The sequence below is a fragment of the Streptomyces sp. BJ20 genome (assembly GCF_022869105.1).
Classification (GTDB): Bacteria; Actinomycetota; Actinomycetes; order Streptomycetales; family Streptomycetaceae; genus Streptomyces; species Streptomyces griseoincarnatus.
The window spans coordinates 7,358,448-7,383,151 of record NZ_CP094918.1; the positions used below are offsets into that span (position 1 = coordinate 7,358,448).

Here is a 24,704-nt window from a genome sequence, read left to right on the forward strand (position 1 = left end):
TCCGTCGTGACGGACGGGAGGGGGAACGGTGGGCGCGGGGACGGCCCTGGCCCCGCGCCCGGAGGCGCCGCGGTTCAGTGCGTGGCGACGGTCGGCCGCTCCGCGGTGACCGTGCCGGCGGGCGGTGTGCCGGCCGCCCGCTCGCGGCGCTCGAGGCCGGCCGAGAGGACGGCGAGCGCCAGGGCGGCCGCGGCGAGGACGGCGCCGACCCAGTTGGGGGCGGTGTAGCCGAGTCCGGCGGCGATCACGAGGCCGCCCAGCCAGGCGGACAGCGCGTTGCCCAGGTTGAAGGCGCCGATGTTGAGTGCCGAGGCCAGGGTGGGCGCGCCGTGCGCGTGGTCCAGGACCCGCTTCTGCAGCGGGGGAACGGCGGCGAAGCCGAGTGCGCCGACGAGGGCGATGGTGACGGCCGCGGCGATCTTGTTGTGGGCGGTCAGGGTGAACAGCGCCAGGACGACCGCGAGTGCGCCGAGGGACACGTACAGCATCGGCATCAGGGCACGGTCGGCGTACTTGCCGCCGACGAGGTTGCCGCCGACCATGCCGAGGCCGAACAGCACCAGCAGCCAGGTGACGGAGCCGTCGGCGAAGCCCGCGACGTGCGTCATCATCGGCGCGATGTACGTGATCGCGGCGAAGACGCCGCCGAAGCCGAGCACGGTCATCGCCATGGCGAGCAGGACCTGCACGTTCTTCAGGGCGGCCAGTTCGTGGCGCAGCCGCACGCCCTCGGGCTTCGGCATGTCGGGCACCAGCTTGGCGACGCCCAGCAGGCCGACCACGCCGAGCGCGGCGACGATGCCGAAGGTGACGCGCCAGCCGAGGGACTGGCCGACCAGGGTGCCCAGCGGCACGCCGACGACGTTGGCGACGGTGAGACCGGTGAACATCAGGGAGATGGCGCCGGCCCGCTTGTCGGGGGCGACCAGATCGGCGGCGACGACGGAACCGATGCCGAAGAAGGCGCCGTGGGCCAGCGACGCGACCACCCGTCCGGTCAGCATGAGGCCGAAGCTGGGAGCCAGCGCCGAGAGCAGGTTCCCGACGACGAAGAGGCCCATCAGCAGCATCAGCATGCGCTTCCGGGAGATCTTGGTGCCGAGCACGGTCATCAGGGGGGCGCCGAACATGACACCCAGGGCGTAGCCGGTCACCAGGTAACCGGCGGTGGGGATGGAGACACCGAAGTCGTCCGCGACCTCGGGCAGCAAGCCCATGATCACGAATTCGGTGGTGCCGATCCCGAAGGCCCCTATCGCGAGGGCCAGAAGCGCGAGAGGCATGAGGGAACAGACCTTCCAGAGATTGCGGTAGCGCTTAACGAGTCCCGACAATAATTGCAGACGCGGGATATTTGCAAGCGCGGGATATTGCATCGGTGGTCTACCCTTGGTGTCAGACGCTGCTGGACGGAGGAATCACCCCATGACAGCCACAGATCCCGCACTCACCGCCCTTGCTCAGGGCTGGTGCGCTCTCTCGCTGCTGCACGGGAAGATCGAGGCCCACATCGAGCGCGTCCTGCAGGCCCGGCACGATCTGAGCGTGCGGGAGTACTCCCTGCTCGACGTGTTGAGCCGGCAGCACACCGGCGAGGGCGGCCATCTGCAGATGAAGCAGGTCGCCGACGCGGTCGTGCTCAGCCAGAGCGCCACCACCCGGCTGGTCACCCGCCTCGAGGACCGAGGCCTGCTGGAGCGGTACCTCTGCCCCACTGACCGGCGCGGCATCTACACCGACGTCACCGGGGCCGGCCTCAAGCTGCTGGAGGAGGCGCGGCCCACCAACGACACCGCGCTGCGCGAGGCGCTCGACGAGGCAGCGAAGAACCCCGAACTCGCCCCGCTGGTCCGCGCCGTGGAGACGCTGAAGGCGCCGGTGCCCGCATAAGGTGCGGGCATGGGAGATCTTGAGATACGGCCCGCGACCACCGACGACGTCCCAGCGATCGTCGCCATGCTGGCGGACGACCCGCTGGGCACGCAGCGCGAGTCTCCGGACGACCTCACGCCCTACCTGACCGCGATGGAACGGCTGCGTGCCGACCCGAACCAGCATCTTGTCGTCGCCGTCCGAGGAGAGCGGGTCGTCGGGACGCTCCAGCTCACGATCGTTCCGGGACTGTCCCGGCGCGGCGCCACGCGCTCGGTCGTCGAGGGCGTACGCATCCACGCGGACGAACGCGGCAGCGGTCTGGGCAGCCTGATGATGGAGTGGGCGATCGACACCTCCCGCCGCGAGGGCTGCCATCTGGTTCAGCTGACCTCGGACAACACCCGCACCGACGCCCACCGCTTCTACGAGCGGCTGGGCTTCACGGCGTCGCACGTGGGCTTCAAGCTGACGCTGTGAGAAAAGCGGCCGTGTTTCACGTGAAACACGGCCACTCGCGTACGTCGGGAGCCCCTCGGGCTATGGGAGGCCCCGCCACCCCTCCGCGTCCACGCCGCCGGGCAACGGAGCGCCCTCCTCGTACGGCTGCCGGGTGAACACGAACGAGCCCAGGTCGAGGTGGCTGACCGTGCCGTCCGGGCGTCGCACGGGCTGCAGCACCTCCCCGGCGTAGTAGCCCTCGAGCCCTACCCAGCCGCCGTCACCGTCCGGACGGAAACGCGAGCGTCGTCCCTTCCCGGAGAGGGGTTCCAGCGCGAGCAGCCCGTCGGCCGACAGCCTCAGCCCGAAGGCGTACGTCCCCCAGTACCACTGGCCCACCAGGTCGAGCACGGCGGAATCGGCCTTGCGGAGCGGCCGCCAGGGCGCGGGGACGCGCGGTTCCGCCTCCGCGACGATCCGCACCAGGTCCGCGGCGACGGTGAACGGCGCGGGTCCGGAGGTGCAGTTGGCGAGGACCACGGCGCCGACGTCGTCGGCAAGGCTCATCGTCAGGCAGGCCAGGAACCCCGGGAGCGAGCCGGTGTGCCCGACGAACGCCCTGCCCTGCTGATGGCGCAACTCCAGCCCCAGGCCGTAGGCGTATCCGTCGGCCACGTCCGCCGCCTCGGCCGGCGCCGCCGGCGTCCTCATCTCCCGCACCGACTCGGCGCTCAGCACCCGCTCGTCCCCTGCGGCCAGGAAGGCAGCGAAGCGTGCCAGGTCGCCGGTGGTGGACCACAACTGCCCGGCAGGAGCCATCACACCCAGGTTCTCCAAGGGCTCGGGCTGCATCACGTCGGCCCACGGATGTACGGCCCAGCCGCCCGCGTGCGGCGCCACGGGTTCCACGGTGGTGCGGTGCAGCCCCAGAGGGTCGAGCACCTCGCGCCGCAGGACGTCCGCCCAGGGCGCCCCGCGCAGCTTCTCGACGAGCGCACCCAGGAGCGCGTAGCCGGGATTCGAATAGTGGAAGCGCCGCCCCACCGGGTGCACCAAGGGGCGCTCACCGAGGACGTCGGCGAGTCCGGGACGCAGGGAGCCGGGGGTCCGCTCCCACCAGGGGCCGGGCGTCTCGGCGGCCAGTCCGGCGCGGTGCGCCAGCAGGTCGACGACGGTCACCTCGCCCACACCGGTGCCGGGCAGATGCTTCTCCAACGGGTCGGCGAGGTCGAGCAGGCCCGCGTCCCTCAGCCGCAGTACCAGGACGGCGGTGAAGGTCTTGGTGATCGAACCGATCCGGTACTGGACGTCGCCGTCCGGGACCTCGCCCTCCACCGAGGTCCGGGCCCCGCTCCACACGGCCCTCCCGTCCCGCACGACGGCCGCGACGAGCGACGGCGCCCGCCCTTCCCGCTGCGCGACGGCGATCCGGTGCAGCAGCGCCCGCCGGGTACCGGGCAGCAGTTCTTCCTGAGGTGACGTCATGCCACCAGTTCAGCAGGTGAGTCGGGCCGACACGCCCGCGGTGTGACGGGGCGCCTCAGGTCTGAGCCATGTCCACGAACCGCGAGTAGTGGCCCTGGAAGGCGACCGTGATGGTGGCCGTCGGGCCGTTACGGTGCTTGGCGACGATCAGGTCGGCCTCGCCCGCGCGCGGGGACTCCTTCTCGTACGCGTCCTCGCGGTGCAGCAGGATGACCATGTCGGCGTCCTGCTCGATGGAGCCCGACTCACGCAGGTCGGAGACCATCGGCTTCTTGTCCGTGCGCTGCTCGGGACCACGGTTCAGCTGGGAGAGCGCGATGACCGGGATCTCCAGCTCCTTGGCGAGCAGCTTGAGGTTACGGGACATGTCCGAAACCTCCTGCTGACGGCTCTCGGCCCGCTTGGAGCCGCCCGACTGCATCAGCTGGAGGTAGTCGATGACCACCAGCTTCAGGTCGTTGCGCTGCTTCAGCCGCCTGCACTTGGCCCGGATCTCCATCATCGACAGGTTCGGCGAGTCGTCGATGTACAGAGGGGCGGCCGAGACGTCCGGCATCCGCCGGGCCAGGCGGGTCCAGTCCTCGTCGGTCATCGTGCCGGACCGCATGTGGTGCAGGGCGACGCGGGCCTCCGCGGACAGCAGACGCATCGCGATCTCGTTGCGGCCCATCTCGAGCGAGAAGATGACGCTGGGCAGGTTGTTCTTGATGGAGGCGGCTCGCGCGAAGTCCAGCGCGAGCGTCGACTTGCCCATCGCGGGACGCGCGGCGATGACGATCATCTGACCGGGGTGCAGTCCGTTGGTGAGCGAGTCGAAGTCGGTGAACCCGGTGGGCACACCCGTCATCTCGCCGCTGCGCGACCCGATCGCCTCGATCTCGTCGAGGGCGCCCTCCATGATGTCGCCGAGCGGCAGGTAGTCCTCGCTGGTGCGCTGCTCGGTGACGGCGTAGATCTCCGCCTGGGCGCGGTTGACGATCTCGTCGACGTCGTCGTCGGCCGCGTATCCCATCTGGGTGATGCGGGTGCCCGCCTCGACCAGGCGGCGCAGCACCGCCCGCTCGTGCACGATCTCCGCGTAGTACGCGGCGTTGGCCGCCGTGGGCACCATCTGCACGAGGGTGTGCAGGTACGACGCCCCGCCCACCTTGTTGATCTCGCCGCGCTTGGTCAGCTCCGCGGCGATGGTGATCGGGTCGGCCGGCTCGCCCTTGGCGTAGACGTCGAGGATGGCGGTGTAGATCGTCTCGTGGGCCGGCTTGTAGAAGTCGTGGCCCTTGAGGATCTCGACGACGTCGGCGATGGCGTCCTTGGACAGCAGCATGCCGCCCAGCACGGACTGCTCCGCCTCCAGGTCCTGGGGCGGCACCCGCTCGAAGGCGGAGCCCCCGCCGTCCCATACGCCCCGGTCCGGGCCGCGGTCGTGCTGCTCGTCGCGTCCTCTGCCGTGCTCGCCCGTACGGCGGGAGGCGGGCAGACGATCACTGGGACCGCTGTCGGCCCACGGGTCGTCCAAGGGCTCGGAAATGCTCACCGAGCCACCTCCTCCCGTCCGCCGGAGCGGATCTCGCCGTGCCTCTCAGTTCTACGGCACGACACTGACAAATAAGGGGCCCAGCTCCGCTTGGCGGACGCCGGTTTTGTGACGTTTCCAGAACCGGTGGACGGAGCAGGTGCCGGACCACCGTAGGCCCGTCGGCACCGTCAGCCAATCTGGTTATCCACAGGCCGTGTGGACGACGAGCCCAGAGCTGTGGAGAACTCTGCGAAACCTGTGCACGAGGCGGTGGACAGCGCTGTGAACAAGCCCGTGAACGCCCTGTGAAGAAGCTCCTGACCTGGCGGTTTGCCATCCACGGGCTGTGCAGAAGAAAAACTTCCCCACAGGGATCACAATCCGTTCGACAGGTGTACGCAACCCCACACCCAGAGCCACAAAGTAAGGGGCACAAACTGCTGGCATCTCTTACCTGTGGATGATTAGATTGGTGCACATGACACAGGCCCCCGCGCGCCCCAAGGCCGCCCGCCGTCGGCACGACCGAGAGATCGTCATGCTGGCCGTCCCGGCCTTCGGCGCCCTCGTCGCCGAGCCCCTGTTCGTGATGGCGGACAGCGCCATCGTCGGCCATCTCGGCACGCCACAGCTCGCCGGACTCGGCGTCGCGTCGGCCCTCCTGGTGACCTCGGTGAGCGTCTTCGTCTTCCTCGCCTACGCCACCACGGCGGCCGTCGCCCGGCGGGTGGGCGCCGGTGACCTCCCCGCCGCCATCCGTCAGGGCATGGACGGCATCTGGCTGGCGCTGCTGCTCGGCGCCGCCGTCATGGCCCTCGTCCTCCCGACGGCGCCCGCGCTCGTGGACCTCTTCGGCGCCTCAGAGACCGCCGCCCCGTACGCCGTCACGTATCTGCGGATCTCGTCGCTCGGCATCCCGGCCATGCTGATCGTGCTCGCGGCGACCGGAGTGCTCCGCGGACTCCAGAACACCCGGACCCCGCTCTATGTGGCGGTCGCCGGCTTCGTCACCAACGGCATCCTCAACGTCGTCCTGGTCTACGGCGCCGGTCTCGGTATCGCCGGGTCCGCCTGGGGCACCGTGATCGCTCAATGCGGCATGGCCGCGGTCTATCTGGCCGTGGTGCTGCGCGGCGCTCGCAAGCACGAGGCGTCCCTGCGACCCGACGCCGCCGGTATCCGGGCGTCGGCCCAGGCGGGCGCTCCGCTTCTGGTAAGGACGCTCTCGCTGCGGGCGATCCTGATGATCGCGACGGCGGTCGCCGCCCGGCTGGGCGACTCCGACATCGCGGCCCACCAGATCATCCTCTCCCTGTGGAGCCTGCTCGCCTTCGCCCTCGACGCCATCGCCATCGCGGGACAGGCCATCATTGGGCGCTATCTCGGAGCCGGTGACGCGCAGGGAGCGCGGGACGCGTGCCGCCGCATGGTCGAATGGGGCATGGCCGTCGGTGTCGCCCTGGGCGTGCTGGTCGTACTGGCACGGCCGGTGTTCCTGCCGCTCTTCACCAGCGACTCCGCCGTGAAGGAAGCGGCGCTGCCTGCGCTGATCATCGTGGCGCTGTCCCAGCCGATCTGCGGCATCGTCTTCGTGCTGGACGGTGTCCTGATGGGCGCGGGCGACGGACCGTACCTGGCCTGGGCCATGCTCGTGACCCTCGCCGTCTTCACCCCGGCAGCCCTGCTGGTGCCCGTCCTCGGGGGCGGGCTCACCGCACTGTGGGCCACGATGACGCTGATGATGGCCGTGCGGATGCTGACGTTGTGGCTGCGTTCCCGCTCCGGCCGCTGGGTCGTGACAGGCGCGGCACGCTGACCGTTTCACGTGAAACACCGCACTTCTCGTGAAGCCCCGCGCTCATGCCGGTGACACGTGAAGCGTATTCCTAATGACGAACAGCGATGGGGGCCGCACCCTGACGGATGCGGCCCCCATGCTCACTGCTTCAGCGAGCGCTGCCCTCAGGCGGCGACGACCTCGATGTTGACCGTGGCGGCAACCTCGGGGTGCAGACGCACCGACGTCTCGTGGGCGCCCAGCGTCTTGATCGGCGAACCGAGCTCGATGCGGCGCTTGTCGACCTCGGGGCCACCGGACGCCTTGATCGCCGAAGCGATGTCGGCCGGGGTGACGGAACCGAAGAGACGGCCGGCATCGCCCGAGCGGACGGCCAGGCGGACCTTGACGCCCTCGAGCTGGGCCTTCACCTGGTTGGCCTGCTCGATGGTGTGGATCTCGTGGATCTTGCGAGCACGACGGATCTGCTCGACGTCCTTCTCGCCACCCTTGGTCCAGCGGATCGCAAGCTTCCGCGGGATCAGGTAGTTGCGAGCGTAGCCGTCCTTGACGTCGACGACGTCGCCCGCGGCACCGAGGCCGGAGACCTCGTGGGTAAGGATGATCTTCATGAGTGGGTCACCCTTCCCTTATCGCGCGGTGGAGGTGTAGGGCAGCAGCGCCATCTCACGGCTGTTCTTCACGGCCGTGGCGACGTCACGCTGGTGCTGCGTGCAGTTGCCGGTCACGCGGCGGGCACGGATCTTGCCGCGGTCGGAAATGAACTTCCGCAGCATGTTCGTGTCCTTGTAGTCCACGTACGTGACCTTGTCCTTGCAGAATGCGCAGACCTTCTTCTTCGGCTTGCGCACAGGCGGCTTCGCCATGGTGATTCTCCTGTGTGATCAAGAAGTGTGGGTACGGCCCGCCCTAGAAGGGGGGCTCGTCCGAGTAGCCGCCGCCGCTGCCGCCGGAGCCACCGCCCCAGCCGCCGCCACCGCCCTGCTGGCCACCGGCGGGAGCACCGGTCGCCCACGGGTCGTCGGCAGGAGCCCCGCCGCCCTGCTGGCCGCCGCCGGGGCCGCCGCCCCAGCCGCCGCCCTGCTGGCCGCCGCCACCGCCGCCGCCGTAGCCGCCCTGGCCGCCGCGGCCGGTGGTCTTGGTGACCTTGGCCGTGGCGTTGCGCAGGCTGGCGCCGACTTCCTCGACGTCCAGCTCGTAGACCGTGCGCTTGACGCCCTCACGGTCCTCGTAGGACCGCTGCTTCAGCCGGCCCTGCACGATGACGCGCATGCCTCGCTGGAGCGACTCGGCGACGTTCTCCGCCGCCTGACGCCAGACGGAGCAGGTCAGGAACAGGCTCTCGCCGTCCTTCCACTCGTTCGTCTGACGGTCGAAGGTGCGGGGGGTCGACGCGACACGGAACTTCGCGACGGCCGCACCGGACGGGGTGAAGCGCAGCTCGGGGTCGTCGACAAGATTGCCGACGACCGTGATGACGGTCTCGCCTGCCATGGGGGAACCTCTCGGCGGGTTTGCTGCTGGCTGCTTGTGCTGCTAATCGGATCCCGGGATCAGCTGAGCGGAGCTCAGTGGGTCTCGGGACGGAGGACCTTGGTCCGGAGGACCGACTCGTTCAGGTTCATCTGGCGGTCGAGCTCCTTGACGACCGCAGGCTCGGCCTGCAGGTCGATGACCGAGTAGATGCCCTCGGGCTTCTTCTTGATCTCGTACGAGAGACGACGACGGCCCCAGGTGTCGACCTTCTCGACCTTTCCGCCGCCGTCACGGACGACAGAGAGGAAGTTCTCGATCAGCGGGGAGACAGCGCGCTCCTCGAGATCGGGGTCGAGGATGACCATCACCTCGTAGTGACGCATGTGGAACCCACCTCCTTTGGACTCAGCGGCCACGGTCGTTCCGTGGCAGGAGGGTCGTGATGCGTTGCGCAACGTTGCCTGTCAGTAGAACAGCCGCCACTGACAACGGGGTCGGGCGGCGGGCTTCCGGGCCGGACGGAGGGGCCGTGGCCTTCTCCTGCTCCCGCCTGGCTCTGTCCGGACAGACACCGGTGCAGACGCTACAGAGTACCCGCACAGCGGCTTCCGGTTGAAATCCGGCCGTGAGGACCGTCAATCTGGACACATCGGGTGTGTACGGCGCTACGATGCGCCGCCCTTCGCAGGAGGTGCCCATGGCACAGGCAATGCGACCCAACACCGCCGGCGGACTCTTCGCCACCGACGGCAAGCCCCATCCGCTCCAGGACACCCTGCTCGCGGTGACCCTGGTGCTGGGGCTCACCGCCTTCATCTCGGCGCAGTTCCACCACCTGCACCTGCTCAGCTCCTGGACCGGCCTGGCCGGCATCCTCGCCGGGGCGTACGGCCAGTGGATCTCCGTCACGACGCGCGAGCGTTTCGGGCTGATCCTGGGCCTCGGCCTGGCGGCGGTCGGTTTCTTCCTGGGCATGGCGCACGGCGGACTCTTCGGCGGAGTCGTCGACTGACGTCGCCACCACCCGCCCTTCCCCGCCCTTCCACACATCGTCGTACGCCCCGGCCGACCGCTGGCCGGGGCGAAGGTCCCGTGCGCCCAGACGGGCCACACCCGGGGCGCAGTAGGCTTCGCGCGAGAGCCGGAGCCCCTGAACCCATGGGGACACACCAGCCCGAGGAGCGCCCCGAATGAGCCTGACCCTGAGGACCATCAGTCGCGAGCAGCATCTGGCATACATCCAGAGCCTGCCGTCGGCGAGCCACATGCAGGTCCCGGCCTGGGCAGACGTGAAGGCGGAGTGGCGCTCGGAGAACCTCGGCTGGTTCGACGACCGCACCGGCGAGATGGTCGGCGCGGGTCTGGTGCTCTACCGGCAGCTGCCCAAGATCAAGCGTTATCTCGCCTATCTGCCTGAGGGCCCGGTCATCAACTGGTTCGCGCCGAACCTCCAGGAGTGGATCGAGCCGATGCTCGCCCACCTGAAGCAGCAGGGCGCCTTCTCCGTGAAGATGGGCCCGCCGGTGATCATCCGCCGCTGGGAGGCTCCGACCATCAAGCGGGGCATCCAGGACCAGGACGTCAAGCGCCTGCGAGACCTGGAGGCCGACTTCATCGAGCCCCGCGCCTTCGAGGTCGCGGACAAGCTGCGCCGCATGGGCTGGCAGCAGGGCGAGGACGGCGGCGCCGGTTTCGGCGACGTCCAGCCGCGCTACGTCTACCAGGTGCCGCTGGCGAACCGCTCGCTCGAAGAGGTCCACAAGAACTTCAACCAGCTGTGGCGCCGCAACATCAAGAAGGCGGAGAAGGCCGGCGTCGAGGTCGTCCAGGGCGGCTACGAGGACCTGGCCGAGTGGCAGCGGCTGTACGAGATCACCGCCGTGCGCGACCACTTCCGGCCGCGCCCGCTGTCGTACTTCCAGCGGATGTGGACGGCCCTCAACACCGAGGACCCCAACCGTATGCGGTTGTACTTCGCCCGGCACAACGGCGTGAACCTGTCCGCGGCGACCATGCTGATCGTCGGCGGGCACGTCTGGTACTCCTACGGTGCCTCCGACAACATCGGCCGTGAGGTCCGCCCCTCGAACGCGATGCAGTGGCGGATGCTGCGCGACGCCTACGCGCTCGGCGCCACCGTCTACGACCTCCGCGGCATCTCCGACTCGCTGGACGAGACCGACCACCTCTTCGGCCTGATCCAGTTCAAGGTCGGCACCGGCGGGCAGGCGGCCGAGTACCTCGGCGAGTGGGACTTCCCGCTCAACAAGCTGCTCCACAAGGCGCTCGACATGTACATGTCCCGTCGCTGATCCGCGCTTCCGTATCCGTCTTCGTAGCCCGACGGCTTCACCGCCCCATACCTCTGCTACACCGCAGCCACGAGAAAGGTTCCAGGTCCGGCCATGGCGCTCACGCTCTACGTCGACACCGCGCGCTGGCGGGCGCATCACAAGCACGTGCAGGAGCAGTTCCCGGGGCTCGTCCCCGTCTGCAAGGGCAACGGCTACGGCTTCGGCCACGAGCGTCTCGCCGAGGAGGCCACACGGCTGGGCACGGACGTCCTGGCCGTCGGCACGACGTACGAGGCCGCACGGATCAAGGACTGGTTCGGCGGTGACCTGCTGGTGCTGACGCCGTACCGGCGGGGTGAGGAGCCGGTGCCGCTGCCCGACCGGGTCATCCGCTCGGTGTCGTCGGTCGACGGCGTGTACGGCCTGGTCGGCGCCCGCGTCGTCATCGAGGTGATGTCCTCGATGAAGCGGCACGGCATCAGCGAGCAGGACCTGCCCCAACTGCATGCCGCGATAGAGAACGTCCGGCTGGAGGGCTTCGCCATCCACCTCCCGCTGGACCGCACCGACGGTTCCGACGCCGTCGAGGAGGTCATCGGCTGGATGGACCGGCTGCGGGCGGCCCGTCTGCCGCTGCACACGATGTTCGTCAGCCACCTCAAGGCCGACGAGCTGGCCCGCCTCCAGCAGCAGTTCCCGCAGACCCGTTTCCGCGCCCGGATCGGCACCCGGCTCTGGCTGGGGGACCACGAGGCCACCGAGTACCGCGGCGCGGTCCTGGACGTCACCCGGGTCGCCAAGGGGGACCGGTTCGGCTACCGGCAGCAGAAGGCCGCCTCGGACGGCTACCTGGTGGTCGTGGCGGGCGGAACGTCCCACGGGGTGGGGCTGGAGTCCCCCAAGGCCCTGCACGGCGTCATGCCGCGCGCCAAGGGCGTCGCCCGGGCGGGCCTCGCGACCGTCAACCGGAACCTCTCGCCCTTCGTGTGGGCCGGCAAGCAGCGCTGGTTCGCCGAGCCGCCGCACATGCAGGTGTCCATCCTGTTCGTGCCGTCCGACGCCCCGGAGCCCCAGGTCGGCGAGGAACTGGTGGCCCATCTGCGGCACACCACGACCCAGTTCGACCGGCTCGTCGACCGCTGAGACGACACCGGACCCCATCACGAAGGGCCGTGCACGGACGTTCCGTGCACGGCCCTTCGCGTGGCCCGGAGGGCGCCTCCCGGTGGTTCGCTCAGAGCGAACCGCCGGCCTGCGTCCTGCCCCATTCGACCTGAGGCGCCTCGAAGTGGGCCGCGTGCCGCGCGGGACGCGCCGCGGGGCCGAGCACGAAGACGTCGTCGGCGCCGTCCAGCACACCACCTGAGGGGTCGTCATCGCCGGAGCGGCGCACCGGGTCCCGCTCCGGCATCAGGATGTCGCGGACGACCATGACGCAGAGGAAGAGCGTCCCCGCCAGGTGCGCACCGATGGCCCAGTGGTAGCCGTCGGTGGGCAGGCCCTTGTGGGCGTCCCCGCTGGTCGTGTACGCGAGGTACATCCAGATGCCCAGGAAGTACGCCACCTCGCAGGCCTGCCAGATCAGGAAGTCACGCCACTTGGGCCGGGCCAGCGCCGCGAGGGGCACCAGCCACAGCACGTACTGCGGCGAGTAGACCTTGTTGGTGAGGATGAACGCCGCGACGATCAGGAAGGCCAGCTGGGCGAAGCGCGGCCGGCGGGGCGCCGTGAGCGTCAGGGCCGCCACGCCCACGCAGCACAGCAGCATCAGCAGCGTCGCAAGCGTGTTCACCGTCTCGGTGGCGATCGGGTCGTCCGAGTTCTGCGCAAGGATCAGCCAGAAGGACCCGAAGTCGACGCCGCGTTCCTGGCTGAACGTGTAGAACTTCGACCAACCGTCGAAGGCGAACAACATGACCGGCCCGTTCACGACGATCCAGGCGACGGCGGCCCCGCCGAGCGCCGTGCAGTACTGCCGCCACCGGCCCGCGCGCCAGCACAGCACGAGCAAGGGCCCGAGGAGCAGTACGGGATAGAGCTTGGCGGCCGTGGCGAGGCCCAGCAGGACCCCGAAGGCGAGGGCCCGGCCCCGCGACCACATCAGCATCGCGGCAGCCGTCAGAGCGACCGCCAGCAGGTCCCAGTTGATGGTGGCGGTCAGCGCGAAGGCCGGGGCTAGAGCGACGAACAGTCCGTCCCAGGGCCGCCGGGCATGGGTGCGCGTCACGCACACGGCGATGACGGCCGCGCACGCCATGAGCATCCCGGCGTTGACCATCCAGTACCACTGCTCCTGGTGCTGGATGCTGCCGCTGCCCGGGGTGAGCCAGGCCGCGACCTCCATGAACACGCCCGTCAGGACCGGGTACTCCAGGTACTCCATGTCCCCGGGAAGCCGGTCGAAGTACGGCACCAGCCCGTCGGCGAAGCCGCGCCCCTGGTACAGGTGCGGAATGTCCGAGTAGCAGGCGTGCGTGTACTGCGAACTGGCGCCGAAGAACCAGGCGCCGTTGTAGCAGGGCGCCTTCTGCACCAGCCCGAGGGCGAACACACCGATCGCCACGAGCGCGATCACCCGCACCGGGGTCCACCAGGATCTGCCGAGCAGGGCACGCCGCCCGATCGGTCCCCCGATCAGCTCGCTGCCGGCCGCTGCGACCCGGTCCTCCTCCGTCGGCCGCACCGGGTCCGGCTCGTGGACGCTCGTCGTTTTTCCACTGGGCATGCCGCACATCCTGCCGTACCTGTCCGGTGATACGGCGAGGGCCGCCGTACCCATCGGGTACGGCGGCCCATGTTTCACGTGAAACACCCACATCGGGCGGTGGGGACGGCTCAGCCGCCGGTGCCTCCGAACAAGCCGCCGCCGTTGCCGCCGCCCCGGGAGTCTCCGGGGTCCTCGCTCTCGGTGGGATCGGGCGACGTGGTCACGCCTCCGTCGGTGCCTCCGTTGTCACCACCGCCGTTTCCTGTCCCGCCGTCGTCCTCCTCCTCGTCCCGGCAACGGAAGTCGAAGGGGCCGCAGGTCTCGGTCTCCGTGGGCGGAGGCGGGGTGGTCACCGTCTCGGACGGCGTCGGCTCCTCGGACGGCGTCGCCTCCTCGGTCTCCGTCTCGGTCGGAGTCGGCGACGGTGCGCCGACGCCGTCGGCGATCTCGCCGATCTTCTCGGCCTTGGGGAAACCGGGGTCGGACTCGCCCTTCAGCGCGATCTTCATGAACTCGGTCCACACCTCGGTGGGGATGTCACCACCGTGGATCGAGTCCTTGCCCGCCGTGCCGTTCATGGAGAGGAGCTTGTGACTCTTGGGGTCCTCACGGAACATCGCGACCGCGGTCGACAGCTGCTGGGTGTAGCCGACGAACCAGGCGGACTTGTTCTCGTCCGTGGTACCCGTCTTGCCGGCCGCCCGGCGCCCCAGCTCCTTGGCGTGCTGGGCCGTACCGTTCTCGATCACGTTCTCGAGCACGTCGGTGACGTTGTTCGCCACCTTCTCGGGCATCGCCTGCTTGACCCGCGGCTTCTCGAAGCCGGGCAGCTCCGAGCCCCGGTACTTGACCTCGGTCACCGAGTAGGGGTCGGCCTGCTTGCCCGACGCCGCGAACGTCGCGTACGAGTCCGCCATACGGATCGCGCTGGGCGTGGACGTACCGAGGGCGAACGAGGCGTTGAGGCCGGCGAAGCTGTCCTTGAGGATGCCGGACTTCTGTGCGACGTCCGCCACCTTCTTCATCCCGACGTCCATGCCGAGCTGCACGAACGGGGTGTTGACGGACTGCTCCATCGCCTTCCGCAGGCTGATGTAGCCCCACGGCTTGTCGCTCTCGTTCTCCTGGAAGAACGGCGTGTTGTCCTTCTTGAGGACGTAGGAGCCGTCGTTGTTCAGGATCTTCAGGTGGTCGTTGCCGTTGTACTTACTGGCCGGCGAGACGCCCACACCGTTGGTCTTGTACGTGCCGTGCTGCATCGCGGCGGCGAGCACGAAGGGCTTCCACGTCGAACCGACCGGGACACCGGAGGTGTCGGCGTTGTTGACGAAGTGGCCGTTCTCGAACCCGGGGCCGCCGTACAGGGCGACGATCGCGCCGTCCTTGGGCTTCACCGTGGCCGCGCCGAACTGGACGTGCTGGTCCTTCTCGCGCTTCGGGTCGATGTTCTCCTTCTCGACCTTCTTCACGGCCTTGGCCAGCGCCTCGACCTTGTCCTTCTCGAAGGTCGTGTAGATCTGGTAACCACCCTGGTCGAACTGCGCCTCGGTGATCTCCGAGTTCTTCAGGACGAACCGCTTGGCCGTGTCGACCAGGTAGCTGACCTGGCCGGTCATGCCCTTGGTGGCCTTGCGGCCCTGAGGCAGCGGGTACCTCTTGATCGCCTGCTGGTACTCGGCGGCCGAGAGGTGCTCGTCATTGTGCATCTGCTCGAGGATCCAGGACCAGCGCTCCTCGGAACGCTTCCGGTTGGCCTCGGGGGAGGCCGAGCTGTCGATGCTCTGGTTGCCGGCCGGGTCGTAGTACGTCGGGCCCTTGAGGAGGGCCGCGAGGAAGGCGCACTCGCTCGGCGTGAGGTCGACCGCGTCCTTGCCGTAGTACGTCTGGGCGGCAGCCTGGATGCCGTAGGCGCCGCGGCCGTAGTAGGAGGTGTTCAGGTAGCCCTGGAGGATCTCGTCCTTGGAGAGCTTGGTGCCCACCTTGATCGAGATGAACATCTCCTTGAACTTCCGGGAGACCGTCTGCTCCTGGGTCAGGTAGGTGTTCTTCACGAACTGCTGGGTGATCGTCGATCCGCCCTGGGTGTCACCACCGGTCGCCATGTTGCCGAGCGCGCGGGCGATTCCCATGGGGTCGATGCCCGAGTCCTTGTAGAAGCTCTTGTTCTCGGCCGAGATCACCGCCCAGCGCATCGCTTCGGGGATGCGGTCGAGCGTGACGTTCTGCCGGTTCTGGCCGCTGCCAGTGGCTACCATCTGGGTGCCGTCCTCCCAGTAGTAGACGTTGTTCTCCGACAGCGCCGCGGCGTTCTCCTCGCTGGGCACGCTCACCATCGCGTACCCGATCCCGGCCACGGCGACGAGGCCGCCGAAGAAGGCGAGGCACAGGCCGGACACGAGCTTCCAGGACGGCATCCAGCGGCGCCAGCCGTCCTTGTCGTAGCGCGGATAGTCGATGATCTTCTTGCTGGCCGGAGGGGCCGCGCGTCCACGTCCGCGGCCTGGCCCGGCGGCGCGGCGGGACCCTCCCCGCTGTGCCGCGCGTCGTGCCTCGGCACGGCTGCCGTAAGGAGGGGCCTCACCCCCCGCACCGCGGGTTCCCGTCCCATAGGAATCGGACGGAGATCCGGTGGCGCCTCGCGGTGCCGCGCGGCGGCCGGAGGACGAGCCGGACTGGCCGCGTCGGGCCGCGGCACGTCCGCCTCCCTGCGGCTGCGGCGGTTTGCGACGGTGCTCGCTCATCGAACGACTACTCCTCGGGCAGGCGCATCTCTGCGCGCCTGGAAACGGCGGCTGGTTTCCGGTCCCCCCGAAGTACGGATGCGGCGCTCGGCACATTCATCCGTACTGCACCGGGGACAAGGACGCCCCCAGTCGTCACTCGGTTCCCGGTGGTCTGCATGGCGCACAGACTACGCACCGCCGAAACCCCCCGGGCGCAGAGGTTCACCTCAAATCAGGCAACTTGCTCGCAATGAAACGGTGATGTGATCCCGTTCACTCTCCCCCCTCTTGTCGCTCCCGGAAGGTCGTTCTATCGTCGTGATGTATCGAGTCGATACATCAGCGCGACATAAAGGCGGCCACGAGCCGCACACGAGCCCATCGCGGCACGACCGGGGCAGAGAGGAGGCGACGATGAGCCGGCGTTCCGGAATCCTTGAGTTCGCCGTACTCGGCCTGCTCCGCGAGGCCCCGATGCACGGGTACGAGCTGCGCAAGCGACTCAATACGTCACTGGGTGTGTTCCGTGCGTTCAGCTACGGGACGCTCTATCCCTGCCTCAAGACGCTGGTCGCCAACGGCTGGTTGATCGAGGAACCGGGGAACACCACCGAGGACGCCCTCGCCGCACCGCTGGCCGGGCGCCGCGCCAAGATCGTCTACCGCCTGACGGCGGAGGGCAAGGAGCACTTCGAACAGCTGCTCGCCCAGACGGGACCGGACGCGTACGAGGACGAGACGTTCGCCGCGCGGTTCGCCTTCTTCGGGCAGACGTCGCGAGACGTCCGTATGCGCGTGCTCGAGGGCCGCCGCAGCCGACTGGAGGAGCGCCTCGAGAAGATGCGCGCCTCCCTGGCCCGGACCCGGGAGCGCCTCGACGACTACACGCTTGAGCTCCAGCGCCACGGGATGGAGTCCGTGGAGCGCGAAGTGCGCTGGCTGAACGAGCTCATCGAGAGCGAGCGGGCCGGCCGGGACCTCAAGGGGTCCGCCGGCGGGGGGCCCGCTCAGCAGGACACCACATCTGGAGCGACGGGCGACCTGCCCCGGTCCGGGGACGACCCCCGGCCGGATACGCCCGGCGACACCGCCACGTGAGAGTCCGCGAGGACCTCACTCGTACACACAGGGAGCAACCGGAATGGGTTCGGTTCGCGTAGCCATCGTCGGCGTGGGCAACTGCGCCGCATCGCTGGTGCAGGGAGTCGAGTACTACAAGGACGCCGATGCGGCGGCCAGGGTGCCGGGCCTCATGCACGTCCAGTTCGGCGACTACCACGTCGGTGACGTCGAGTTCGTCGCCGCCTTCGACGTGGACGCCAAGAAGGTCGGCCTCGACCTCGCGGACGCCATCGGCGCCTCCGAGAACAACACCATCAAGATCTGCGACGTCCCCCGCACCGGCGTGACGGTCCAGCGCGGCCACACGCTCGACGGTCTCGGCAAGTACTACCGCGAGACCATCGAGGAGTCCGCCGACGAGCCGGTCGACGTCGTGCAGGTCCTCAAGGACAAGCAGGTCGACGTCCTCGTCTGCTACCTGCCCGTCGGCTCCGAGGGCGCGGCGAAGTTCTACGCCCAGTGCGCCATCGACGCCAAGGTCGCCTTCGTCAACGCCCTCCCGGTCTTCATCGCCGGCACCAAGGAGTGGGCGGACAAGTTCACCGAGGCGGGTGTCCCGATCGTCGGCGACGACATCAAGTCGCAGGTCGGCGCCACCATCACGCACCGGGTCATGGCGAAGCTGTTCGAGGACCGGGGCGTCGTCCTGGACCGCACGATGCAGCTGAACGTCGGCGGCAACATGGACTTCAAGAACATGCTCGAGCGCGACCGCCTCGAGTCGAAGAAGATCTCGAAGACCCAGGCCGTCACCTCGCAGATCCCCGACCGGGAGCTCGGCGAGAAGAACGTCCACATCGGCCCGTCCGACTACGTCGCCTGGCTGGACGACCGCAAGTGGGCCTACGTCCGCCTCGAGGGCCGCGCCTTCGGTGACGTCCCGCTGAACCTGGAGTACAAGCTCGAGGTCTGGGACTCCCCGAACTCCGCCGGTGTCATCATCGACGCCCTGCGCGCCGCGAAGATCGCCAAGGACCGGGGCATCGGCGGCCCCATCCTGTCGGCTTCCTCGTACTTCATGAAGTCGCCGCCGGTGCAGTACTTCGACGACGAGGCCCGTGAGAACGTCGAGAAGTTCATCAAGGGCGAGGTCGAGCGCTAAGCGCGACCACCGCGGGCAGTCGGGGGTCTCCGGGTCGTATGTCCCGGAGACCCCCGCCGTATGTGAGGCTGTGCTCCATGGCCGTCGTCCGTGACCTGCGCGTTCTGCTGCGCTTCCAAGGCTTCCGGCGCCTGCTCGCCGTCCGGTTGCTCTCCCAGGGCGCCGACGGCGTCTTCCAGGTCGCGCTCGCCGCCTACGTCGTCTTCTCGCCCGAGCGGCAGACCTCCGCCGCGGCCATCGCCTCGGCCATGGCCATCCTGCTCCTGCCGTACTCCGCGGTCGGCCCCTTCGCCGGCGTCCTGCTGGACCGCTGGCGCCGCCGCCAGGTCTTCCTCTACGGCAATCTGCTGCGCGCCCTGATGGCGTCGGTGACCGCCCTTCTGATCCTCGTCCGGGTCCCCGACTGGCTTCTGTTCGTGGCCGCGTTGTGCGTCACGGGCGTCAACCGCTTCGTCCTCGCGGGGCTGTCCGCCGCGTTGCCCCGCGTGGTGGACGCCGAGCGGCTCGTCATCGCCAACTCCCTCTCCCCGACCGCCGGGACGCTCGCCGCGACCGCGGGCGGCGGACTGGCCTTCGTGGTCCGGCTGGCCGTCTCGGACTCGGACGCGGCCGTGGTGCTGGTGGGCGCCGCCCTCTACCTGTGTGCGGCCCTGTCGGCCCTGCGCATCGCCAAGGAACTGCTCGGCCCGGAGCGTGCGTGGGAGCACCCCCGGCTGTCCACCGCTCTCTCCGGCACGGTCGCCGACCTCGTGGCGGGCGTACGTCATCTCGCGGCACCCGCGCGCCGGGACGCGGCCTGGGCGCTCACGGGCATGTTCCTCATGCGCTTCTGCTACGGCGGGATGCTCGTCATGCTGCTGATGCTCTGCCGGTATCACCTGACATCGACCACGGACGAGGGACTCGCGCTGCTCGGACTGGTGTTGGGGGCGTCCGGCGCCGGCTTCTTCGCCGCGGCCGTGCTGACCCCGTGGGCCGCGGGGCGCTGGGGACCCGGCCGCTGGATCGTGACGTGCGCCGCTGCGGCGGCCGTGCTCGAGCCGGCGCTCGGCCTGCCGTTCGCCACCGGCCCGTTGCTGGCGGGGGCGTTCGTGCTCGGCTTGTCCACCCAAGGCGCGAAGATCTCCACGGACACCATCGTCCAGGCCTCCGTGGAGGACGACTTCCGCGGCCGGATCTTCTCGGTCTACGACGTGCTGTTCAACGTCGCGTTCGTCGGAGCCGCGGCCGTGGCCGCCCTGGTGCTCCCACCTGACGGCCGTTCAGTCACGCTGGTGGTAACAATCGCCGTTATCTACGGAGCGGTAGCGGTGGCTATGGCCCGGTTTGAACGCCAGTAAGTGTCACATCAGTGCCACGAAGCGGGAACTGACTACAGAGTTGTCGGTGCGGACCGATAACTTACGTGGGTCTTATCGACGCGCCTTTCGCGTCATGCGCCTACGTAACAGGGGGACCCCCAAGTGACCACTCCGCCGCCCCAGGGCAACCCGTTCGCACAGGGCCAGCAGCAGCCCTACGGCCAGCCCCAGGGCCAGGCACCCTTCCCGCAGCAGGCCGGTCAGCCCGGCTTCCCGCCGCCGGGGGCCCCGGTGCCCCCGCAGCCGCAGGGCCGCAAGATCAGTTTCAAGATGATCAAGAACATCGTGATCGTTCTGATCGTCGCGGGTGTGGCCATCGGTGGGTTCCTCGCGAGCCGCGACGACGCCAACACGGCCGCCGTGGGCGACTGCATGCACCGTGGCAGCACGGACGACAACGACCCGGACCTCGAGGTCGTCGACTGCGGTGACGCGAAGGCGCAGTACAAGGTGCTGGCCAAGGTCGAGGGCAACTACTCCGGCCTGACCGCCCAGAGCAAGTGCGAGGCCGAGGCCAAGGACTTCGCGTACGTCTACACGGAGACCAACGGCAGCAAGAGCTTCCTGCTCTGCCTGAAGGACAAGTAAGAACGACGCCGGGGGCGGTGTTTCACGTGAAACACCGCCCTCGAACCGTGTGCGGGGTCATGTTTCACGTGAAACGTGACCCCGCTTCCGTTGTCAGCCCTGCTGCTCGGCCCACCACTCCTTGAGTGCCTTCACCGCTTCGTCATGCTCCATCGGGCCGTTCTCCAGCCGGAGCTCCAGCAGGTGCTTGTACGCCTTCCCGACCTCCGGGCCCGGCTTGATATCCAGGATCTCCATGATCTGGTTGCCGTCGAGGTCCGGACGGATGGAGTCCAGCTCCTCCTTCTCCTGCAGCTGGGCGATCCGCTCCTCCAGCCCGTCGTACGCGCGGGAGAGCGCGGCGGCCTTGCGACGGTTCCGCGTGGTGCAGTCCGAGCGGGTCAGCTTGTGCAGCCGACTGAGCAGCGGTCCCGCGTCCCGGACGTAGCGGCGGACGGCGGAGTCCGTCCACTCTCCCATGCCGTAGCCGTGGAACCGCAGATGCAGCTCGACCAGCCGGGAGACATCCTTCACCAACTCGTTGGAGTACTTCAGCGCGGTCATGCGCTTCTTGGTCATCTTCGCCCCGACCACCTCGTGGTGGTGGAACGAGACACGGCCGTCCTTCTCGAAGCGGCGGGTGCGGGGCTTGCCGATGTCGTGCAGCAGGGCGGCGAGGCGCAGAGTCAGGTCGGGGCCGTCCTCCTCCAGGGCCATCGCCTGCTCCAGCACGATCAGGGTGTGCTCGTAGACGTCCTTGTGCCGGTGGTGCTCGTCACGCTCCAGGTGCAGGGCCGGCAGCTCCGGCAGTACAGAGGTGGCGATCCCGGTGTCCACGAGCAGGGTGAGGCCCTTACGGGGATGCGGAGAGAGGACCAGCTTGTTCAGCTCGTCCCGGATCCGCTCGGCGGAGACGATCTCGATGCGTCCCGCCATGTCCTTCATCGCCGCGACGACCTCGGGGGCCACCTCGAAGTCGAGCTGGGCGGCGAAGCGCGCGGCCCGCATCATCCGCAGCGGGTCGTCGGAGAAGGACTCCTCGGGCGTCCCCGGCGTACGCAGTACGCGCTCGGCGAGATCCTTCAGACCGCCGTGGGGGTCGATGAACCTCTTCTCGGGGAGGGCGACGGCCATCGCATTGACGGTGAAGTCACGACGGACGAGGTCGTCCTCGATGGAGTCGCCGTAGGACACCTCCGGCTTGCGCGACGTGCGGTCGTACGCCTCGGACCGGTAGGTGGTCACCTCGATCTGGAAGCTCCGGTCGGTGTCCCCGACCCGCGCCTCCTTCTGGGCGCCGACCGTCCCGAAGGCGATCCCGACGTCCCAGACGGTGTCCGCCCAGGGACGCATGATCTTCAGGACGTCCTGCGGGCGGGCGTCGGTCGTGAAGTCCAGGTCGTTGCCGAGGCGGCCGAGCAGCGCGTCCCGCACCGAGCCGCCGACCAGAGCGAGTGAGAACCCCGCCTCCTGGAAACGGCGGGCTAGGTCGTCGGCGACAGGGGCGACCCGCAGCAGTTCACTCACGGCGCGGTCCTGCACCTGGCTCAGGGCACTGGTTGCTTCGTTGGCGTTCGGCACAACAGAAGAGGGTACGTGGCCCGCACGGCCCCGAGCGTCCGGAAAAAGACGCCAGGACGGACACCTGTGGCGATCATGGACAAGGCGTGCGCCCCTCGATCTTGGCCGCCGGTCCGCGGCACTTCCCCTCCTCGCACCTCGTTACCATGCCTGGACGCACATTCCGACGACCACTGACGACGACAAGGGACGGGCGAGCGCGTGGCCGAGGCGGCAGACTTCCAGGGGACCAGTCCCTCACCTGCCCGCCGCTGGCTGCGGCGCACCGGTGCCGTGCTCGCCGGGACACCCCTCCTGGCCGGGTTCCTCCAGCTGCCCGCGGGGTCCCCCGCGGAGGCGGCGACCCCGGCCGCGCCCCGGGCCGCCTCCGCCGACGGATCCGTGGCCGTCTCCGTGGATTCCCTCACACCCGGCGCCCCCAGCGAGGGCGACACCGTCACCGTCTCCGGGACGGTCACCAACAAGGGCAAGAAGGCCGTCACCGACGCCTCCGTCGGCCTGCGGGTGGGCTCTCTGCTGGACACCCGCTCAAGCATCGACACGGCCGCCAAGAACTCCGGTGACGTCGACAGCCCTGCCGGGGCGGAGATCGACGACAAGTACACCGAGAAGTTCTCCAAGCTCACTCCCGGCGTCTCGCAGCCCTACACGATCTCCGTGCCGGCCGACGAGCTGGACCTCGGCCAGGACGGCGTCTACGACCTGTCCGTCACCCTGACCGGCGAGACCTCCGACCAGCCCTGGGAGCAGACGCTCGGCGTCCGCCACACCTTCCTGCCGTGGCAGCCGGACGAGCTGGACGCCAAGACGAAGACGACCTTCATGTGGCCGCTGGTCTCCACCGTCCACATGACGGCGGAGACGGGCTCCGACGAGGAGCAGACTCCCGTCTTCCACGACGACGAGCTCGCCGCGGAGATCTCACCCGGCGGTCGTCTGGACCGGATGGTGGCCCTCGGCAAGGACCTCGACGTCACCTGGGTGATCGACCCCGACCTGCTCGCCTCCGTCGAGGCGATGACCACCCGCTACGAGATCCCCGGCGAGAACACGGACGACCAGGACGTCGTCGGCGGCCACCAGGAGGTCGCCAAGCGCTGGCTCACCGAGGTGCAGAAGGCGGTGGCGGACAAGGAGGTCGTCGCGCTGCCGTTCGGCGACCCCGACCTGGCCTCCCTCGCCCACCACGGCACGTCGGTCACGGGTTCGCTGCGGCACCTCAAGGAGGCGACCGACGTCGCCGCCCGCACCGTCGAGTCGATCCTCCACGTCGTGCCCAGCACGGACTACGCCTGGCCCGTCGAGGGAGCCGTGGACCCCTCGATCATCAAGGTCGCCACCTCGGCCGGCGCCGACAAGGTGATCGTCCGCGGCGACACCTTCGAGGGCGGCCGTGACCTGACCTACACGCCCACGGCGCCCCGTCCCATCGGCGGCGGCACCACGGCCGTGGTGGCGGACGCGCGGCTGTCCACCGTGTTCGACGGCGACATGACCAGGGCCTCCGCCTCCACCCAGGCGGTGCAGCGCTTCCTCGCCCAGAGCCTCACCCTCGCCCTGCAGACGGACCGCCCGCGCAGCGTCGTGGTCGCCCCGCAGCGCACCCCGTCCGCCGCCCAGGCCCAGACGATGGCCGAGGCCATCGGTGCTCTCCAGGACAGCACCTGGTCGCAGCCCCAGGACCTCACGGCGGCCGCTAAGTCCAAGCCGGACCCGGCCGCCGGCACCGATGTGCCCCCGGCGTCCGCGTACCCCAAGTCTCTGCGCAAGCAGGAGCTCCCCCGGTCGGCCTTCGAGCAGATCGCCAGGACGCAGGACAAGCTCGACCGCTTCAAGGTGATCCTGTCCGACCAGTCCCGCGTGGTGACGCCCTTCGGCCGTGCCCTGAACAGGGGCATGGCGGTGTCCTGGCGCGGCCGGCCGGCCGAGGCCGCGATCTACCGCAGCGGCGTCGAGACGTACCTGGACACGCTGAGCAGCCAGGTCCGGTTGATCGAGAAGTCGGAGACCAAGCTCTCCGGCCGCAGCGCCACGATCCCGGTGACGGTCCAGAACAACCTGGTGCAGGGCGTCGAGCACCTGGTGCTCCGGCTCACCTCCACGAACCCGACCCGTCTGCAGATCGACGGCGACGCCTACGAGGAGCAGCCCGTCGCCGTCTCCGGCGGCCACAGCCAGTCGGTGAAGTTCACCACGAACGCCAACGCCAACGGCCGGGCCACCGTGGTCGCCCAGCTGTACACGCAGGACGGACGGCCCTACGGTCAGCCCGTCACGTTCGACGTGAAGGTCACCGAGATCACCGCGACGGTGATGCTGGTCATCGGCGGCGGTGTGCTGCTGCTCGTCCTGGCCGGCTTCAGGATGTACACCCAGCGCAAGCGCGCCGCGGCCCGGCAGGCCGAGGAGCGGGAGCAGGACGACGCGTCGGACGAGGCGGACGCCGACGCCGCCGACAAGGGCGCGAAGAACCCCGCAGTCTCCGAGACGCGTCCTACCGGGGAGTCCGCGCCGAGGACCCGGGAGGACGCTCCGGAGCAGCCGAGTGACCCGGCCCGGGACACCGCACCGGAAAGCGCCGACCCGTCCGGCACGGGTGAGAGAGTGGACCGTTGAGAAGGTCGTGGCCGGTGGGCCAGGGACGATGAGGTGGGGTAAC

Annotated in this window: 21 protein-coding genes; 11 read left to right on the top strand and 10 right to left on the bottom strand. The window is 69.2% G+C overall.

All coding sequences use genetic code 11. The features are described from left to right. Positions 1-74 precede the first annotated feature (74 nt). On the bottom strand, positions 75-1,283 hold the full coding sequence (locus MTR79_RS33190) for an MFS transporter (RefSeq protein WP_244792963.1): 1,209 nt from the start codon (positions 1,281-1,283) through the stop codon (positions 75-77). Positions 1,284-1,425: 142 nt separating this feature from the next. Between MTR79_RS33190 and MTR79_RS33195 the strand changes: the two genes are divergently transcribed. After that, positions 1,426-1,890 (top strand): MarR family transcriptional regulator, encoded by a 465-nt coding sequence (locus MTR79_RS33195; RefSeq protein ID WP_086700115.1) that lies wholly within the window; start codon positions 1,426-1,428, stop codon positions 1,888-1,890. A 9-nt stretch (positions 1,891-1,899) separates the two neighbouring features. Then, a complete protein-coding gene (locus MTR79_RS33200) occupies positions 1,900-2,352 on the top strand; it encodes a GNAT family N-acetyltransferase (protein ID WP_086700113.1) in 453 nt (150 codons plus the stop codon). A gap of 60 nt (positions 2,353-2,412) precedes the next feature. Here the strand turns inward: MTR79_RS33200 and MTR79_RS33205 are convergent, their stop codons facing one another. Together MTR79_RS33205 and dnaB are read right to left on the bottom strand one after the other, a co-directional pair. After that, positions 2,413-3,798: a serine hydrolase domain-containing protein gene (locus tag MTR79_RS33205; RefSeq protein WP_244792965.1), complete on the bottom strand. Its 1,386-nt coding sequence runs from the start codon at positions 3,796-3,798 to the stop codon at positions 2,413-2,415. Positions 3,799-3,853: 55 nt separating this feature from the next. Then, positions 3,854-5,332: a replicative DNA helicase gene (dnaB, locus tag MTR79_RS33210; RefSeq protein ID WP_086700111.1), complete on the bottom strand. Its 1,479-nt coding sequence runs from the start codon at positions 5,330-5,332 to the stop codon at positions 3,854-3,856. Positions 5,333-5,792: 460 nt separating this feature from the next. Here dnaB and MTR79_RS33215 point away from each other — a divergent pair, with 460 nt between their 5' ends. After that, positions 5,793-7,130, top strand: coding sequence for an MATE family efflux transporter (locus MTR79_RS33215; RefSeq protein WP_244792967.1), 1,338 nt, complete (start codon positions 5,793-5,795; stop codon positions 7,128-7,130). A gap of 146 nt (positions 7,131-7,276) precedes the next feature. Here the strand turns inward: MTR79_RS33215 and rplI are convergent, their stop codons facing one another. The 4 genes from rplI to rpsF form a co-directional block, all read right to left on the bottom strand. Then, positions 7,277-7,723, bottom strand: a complete 447-nt coding sequence (rplI, locus tag MTR79_RS33220; RefSeq protein ID WP_048457230.1) for a 50S ribosomal protein L9 — start codon at positions 7,721-7,723, stop codon at positions 7,277-7,279. Between the two features lie 18 nt (positions 7,724-7,741). Next, complete coding sequence (rpsR, locus tag MTR79_RS33225; protein WP_003949403.1) at positions 7,742-7,978, bottom strand: 30S ribosomal protein S18; 237 nt, start codon at positions 7,976-7,978, stop codon at positions 7,742-7,744. A gap of 43 nt (positions 7,979-8,021) precedes the next feature. Further along, on the bottom strand, positions 8,022-8,606 hold the full coding sequence (locus MTR79_RS33230; RefSeq protein ID WP_033273269.1) for a single-stranded DNA-binding protein: 585 nt from the start codon (positions 8,604-8,606) through the stop codon (positions 8,022-8,024). Positions 8,607-8,680: 74 nt separating this feature from the next. Next, positions 8,681-8,971 carry a 30S ribosomal protein S6 gene (gene rpsF, locus MTR79_RS33235; protein ID WP_004985983.1) on the bottom strand — a complete coding sequence of 97 codons (291 nt, stop codon included), beginning with the start codon at positions 8,969-8,971 and terminating at the stop codon, positions 8,681-8,683. A gap of 314 nt (positions 8,972-9,285) precedes the next feature. Here rpsF and MTR79_RS33240 point away from each other — a divergent pair, with 314 nt between their 5' ends. The 3 genes from MTR79_RS33240 to MTR79_RS33250 all read left to right on the top strand — a co-directional run bounded on the left by MTR79_RS33240 (position 9,286) and on the right by MTR79_RS33250 (position 12,025). Next, positions 9,286-9,600, top strand: coding sequence for a hypothetical protein (locus MTR79_RS33240; RefSeq protein WP_048457228.1), 315 nt, complete (start codon positions 9,286-9,288; stop codon positions 9,598-9,600). Positions 9,601-9,778: 178 nt separating this feature from the next. Continuing rightward, positions 9,779-10,900 (top strand): peptidoglycan bridge formation glycyltransferase FemX, encoded by a 1,122-nt coding sequence (gene femX / locus MTR79_RS33245; protein ID WP_048457227.1) that lies wholly within the window; start codon positions 9,779-9,781, stop codon positions 10,898-10,900. A 93-nt stretch (positions 10,901-10,993) separates the two neighbouring features. Then, entirely contained in the window at positions 10,994-12,025 is a 1,032-nt protein-coding gene (locus MTR79_RS33250; protein ID WP_033273266.1) for an alanine racemase, read from the top strand. Positions 12,026-12,116: 91 nt separating this feature from the next. Here MTR79_RS33250 and MTR79_RS33255 read toward each other — a convergent pair whose 3' ends face one another. Both MTR79_RS33255 and MTR79_RS33260 read right to left on the bottom strand, forming a co-directional pair. Continuing rightward, positions 12,117-13,616, bottom strand: a complete 1,500-nt coding sequence (locus MTR79_RS33255; RefSeq protein WP_189363751.1) for a glycosyltransferase 87 family protein — start codon at positions 13,614-13,616, stop codon at positions 12,117-12,119. A 101-nt stretch (positions 13,617-13,717) separates the two neighbouring features. Next, entirely contained in the window at positions 13,718-16,003 is a 2,286-nt protein-coding gene (locus tag MTR79_RS33260; protein WP_244792969.1) for a transglycosylase domain-containing protein, read from the bottom strand. Positions 16,004-16,726: 723 nt separating this feature from the next. Between MTR79_RS33260 and MTR79_RS33265 the strand changes: the two genes are divergently transcribed. The 4 genes from MTR79_RS33265 (at position 16,727) to MTR79_RS33280 (ending at position 20,485) form a co-directional block, all read left to right on the top strand. After that, positions 16,727-17,410 carry a PadR family transcriptional regulator gene (locus tag MTR79_RS33265; RefSeq protein ID WP_086700103.1) on the top strand — a complete coding sequence of 228 codons (684 nt, stop codon included), beginning with the start codon at positions 16,727-16,729 and terminating at the stop codon, positions 17,408-17,410. Positions 17,411-17,453: 43 nt separating this feature from the next. Next, positions 17,454-18,536, top strand: a complete 1,083-nt coding sequence (locus MTR79_RS33270; RefSeq protein WP_244792971.1) for an inositol-3-phosphate synthase — start codon at positions 17,454-17,456, stop codon at positions 18,534-18,536. 77 nt (positions 18,537-18,613) lie between these two features. Next, entirely contained in the window at positions 18,614-19,876 is a 1,263-nt protein-coding gene (locus MTR79_RS33275; RefSeq protein ID WP_086700100.1) for an MFS transporter, read from the top strand. A gap of 123 nt (positions 19,877-19,999) precedes the next feature. Further along, positions 20,000-20,485, top strand: coding sequence for a hypothetical protein (locus MTR79_RS33280; RefSeq protein ID WP_086700099.1), 486 nt, complete (start codon positions 20,000-20,002; stop codon positions 20,483-20,485). Between the two features lie 93 nt (positions 20,486-20,578). Here the strand turns inward: MTR79_RS33280 and MTR79_RS33285 are convergent, their stop codons facing one another. Continuing rightward, positions 20,579-22,045 (bottom strand): CCA tRNA nucleotidyltransferase, encoded by a 1,467-nt coding sequence (locus tag MTR79_RS33285; protein WP_244792973.1) that lies wholly within the window; start codon positions 22,043-22,045, stop codon positions 20,579-20,581. 201 nt (positions 22,046-22,246) lie between these two features. Between MTR79_RS33285 and MTR79_RS33290 the strand changes: the two genes are divergently transcribed. Further along, the gene (locus MTR79_RS33290; protein WP_189363753.1) at positions 22,247-24,661 is read left to right on the top strand and encodes a DUF6049 family protein; all 2,415 of its coding nucleotides are present in this window, start codon (positions 22,247-22,249) and stop codon (positions 24,659-24,661) included. Positions 24,662-24,704: the final 43 nt, after the last annotated feature.

Coding starts and splice junctions, on each gene's coding strand:
- femX (WP_048457227.1), top strand. CDS start 9,779: ATGAGCCTGACCCTGAGGACCATCAGTCGCGAGCAGCATCTGGCATAC.
- MTR79_RS33270 (WP_244792971.1), top strand. CDS start 17,454: ATGGGTTCGGTTCGCGTAGCCATCGTCGGCGTGGGCAACTGCGCCGCA.
- MTR79_RS33265 (WP_086700103.1), top strand. CDS start 16,727: ATGAGCCGGCGTTCCGGAATCCTTGAGTTCGCCGTACTCGGCCTGCTC.
- MTR79_RS33275 (WP_086700100.1), top strand. CDS start 18,614: ATGGCCGTCGTCCGTGACCTGCGCGTTCTGCTGCGCTTCCAAGGCTTC.
- MTR79_RS33200 (WP_086700113.1), top strand. CDS start 1,900: ATGGGAGATCTTGAGATACGGCCCGCGACCACCGACGACGTCCCAGCG.
- MTR79_RS33205 (WP_244792965.1), bottom strand. CDS start 3,798: ATGACGTCACCTCAGGAAGAACTGCTGCCCGGTACCCGGCGGGCGCTG.
- MTR79_RS33255 (WP_189363751.1), bottom strand. CDS start 13,616: ATGTGCGGCATGCCCAGTGGAAAAACGACGAGCGTCCACGAGCCGGAC.
- MTR79_RS33240 (WP_048457228.1), top strand. CDS start 9,286: ATGGCACAGGCAATGCGACCCAACACCGCCGGCGGACTCTTCGCCACC.
- MTR79_RS33230 (WP_033273269.1), bottom strand. CDS start 8,606: ATGGCAGGCGAGACCGTCATCACGGTCGTCGGCAATCTTGTCGACGAC.
- MTR79_RS33250 (WP_033273266.1), top strand. CDS start 10,994: ATGGCGCTCACGCTCTACGTCGACACCGCGCGCTGGCGGGCGCATCAC.
- MTR79_RS33195 (WP_086700115.1), top strand. CDS start 1,426: ATGACAGCCACAGATCCCGCACTCACCGCCCTTGCTCAGGGCTGGTGC.
- rpsF (WP_004985983.1), bottom strand. CDS start 8,971: ATGCGTCACTACGAGGTGATGGTCATCCTCGACCCCGATCTCGAGGAG.
- rplI (WP_048457230.1), bottom strand. CDS start 7,723: ATGAAGATCATCCTTACCCACGAGGTCTCCGGCCTCGGTGCCGCGGGC.
- MTR79_RS33215 (WP_244792967.1), top strand. CDS start 5,793: ATGACACAGGCCCCCGCGCGCCCCAAGGCCGCCCGCCGTCGGCACGAC.
- MTR79_RS33260 (WP_244792969.1), bottom strand. CDS start 16,003: ATGCCGTCCTGGAAGCTCGTGTCCGGCCTGTGCCTCGCCTTCTTCGGC.
- rpsR (WP_003949403.1), bottom strand. CDS start 7,978: ATGGCGAAGCCGCCTGTGCGCAAGCCGAAGAAGAAGGTCTGCGCATTC.
- MTR79_RS33190 (WP_244792963.1), bottom strand. CDS start 1,283: ATGCCTCTCGCGCTTCTGGCCCTCGCGATAGGGGCCTTCGGGATCGGC.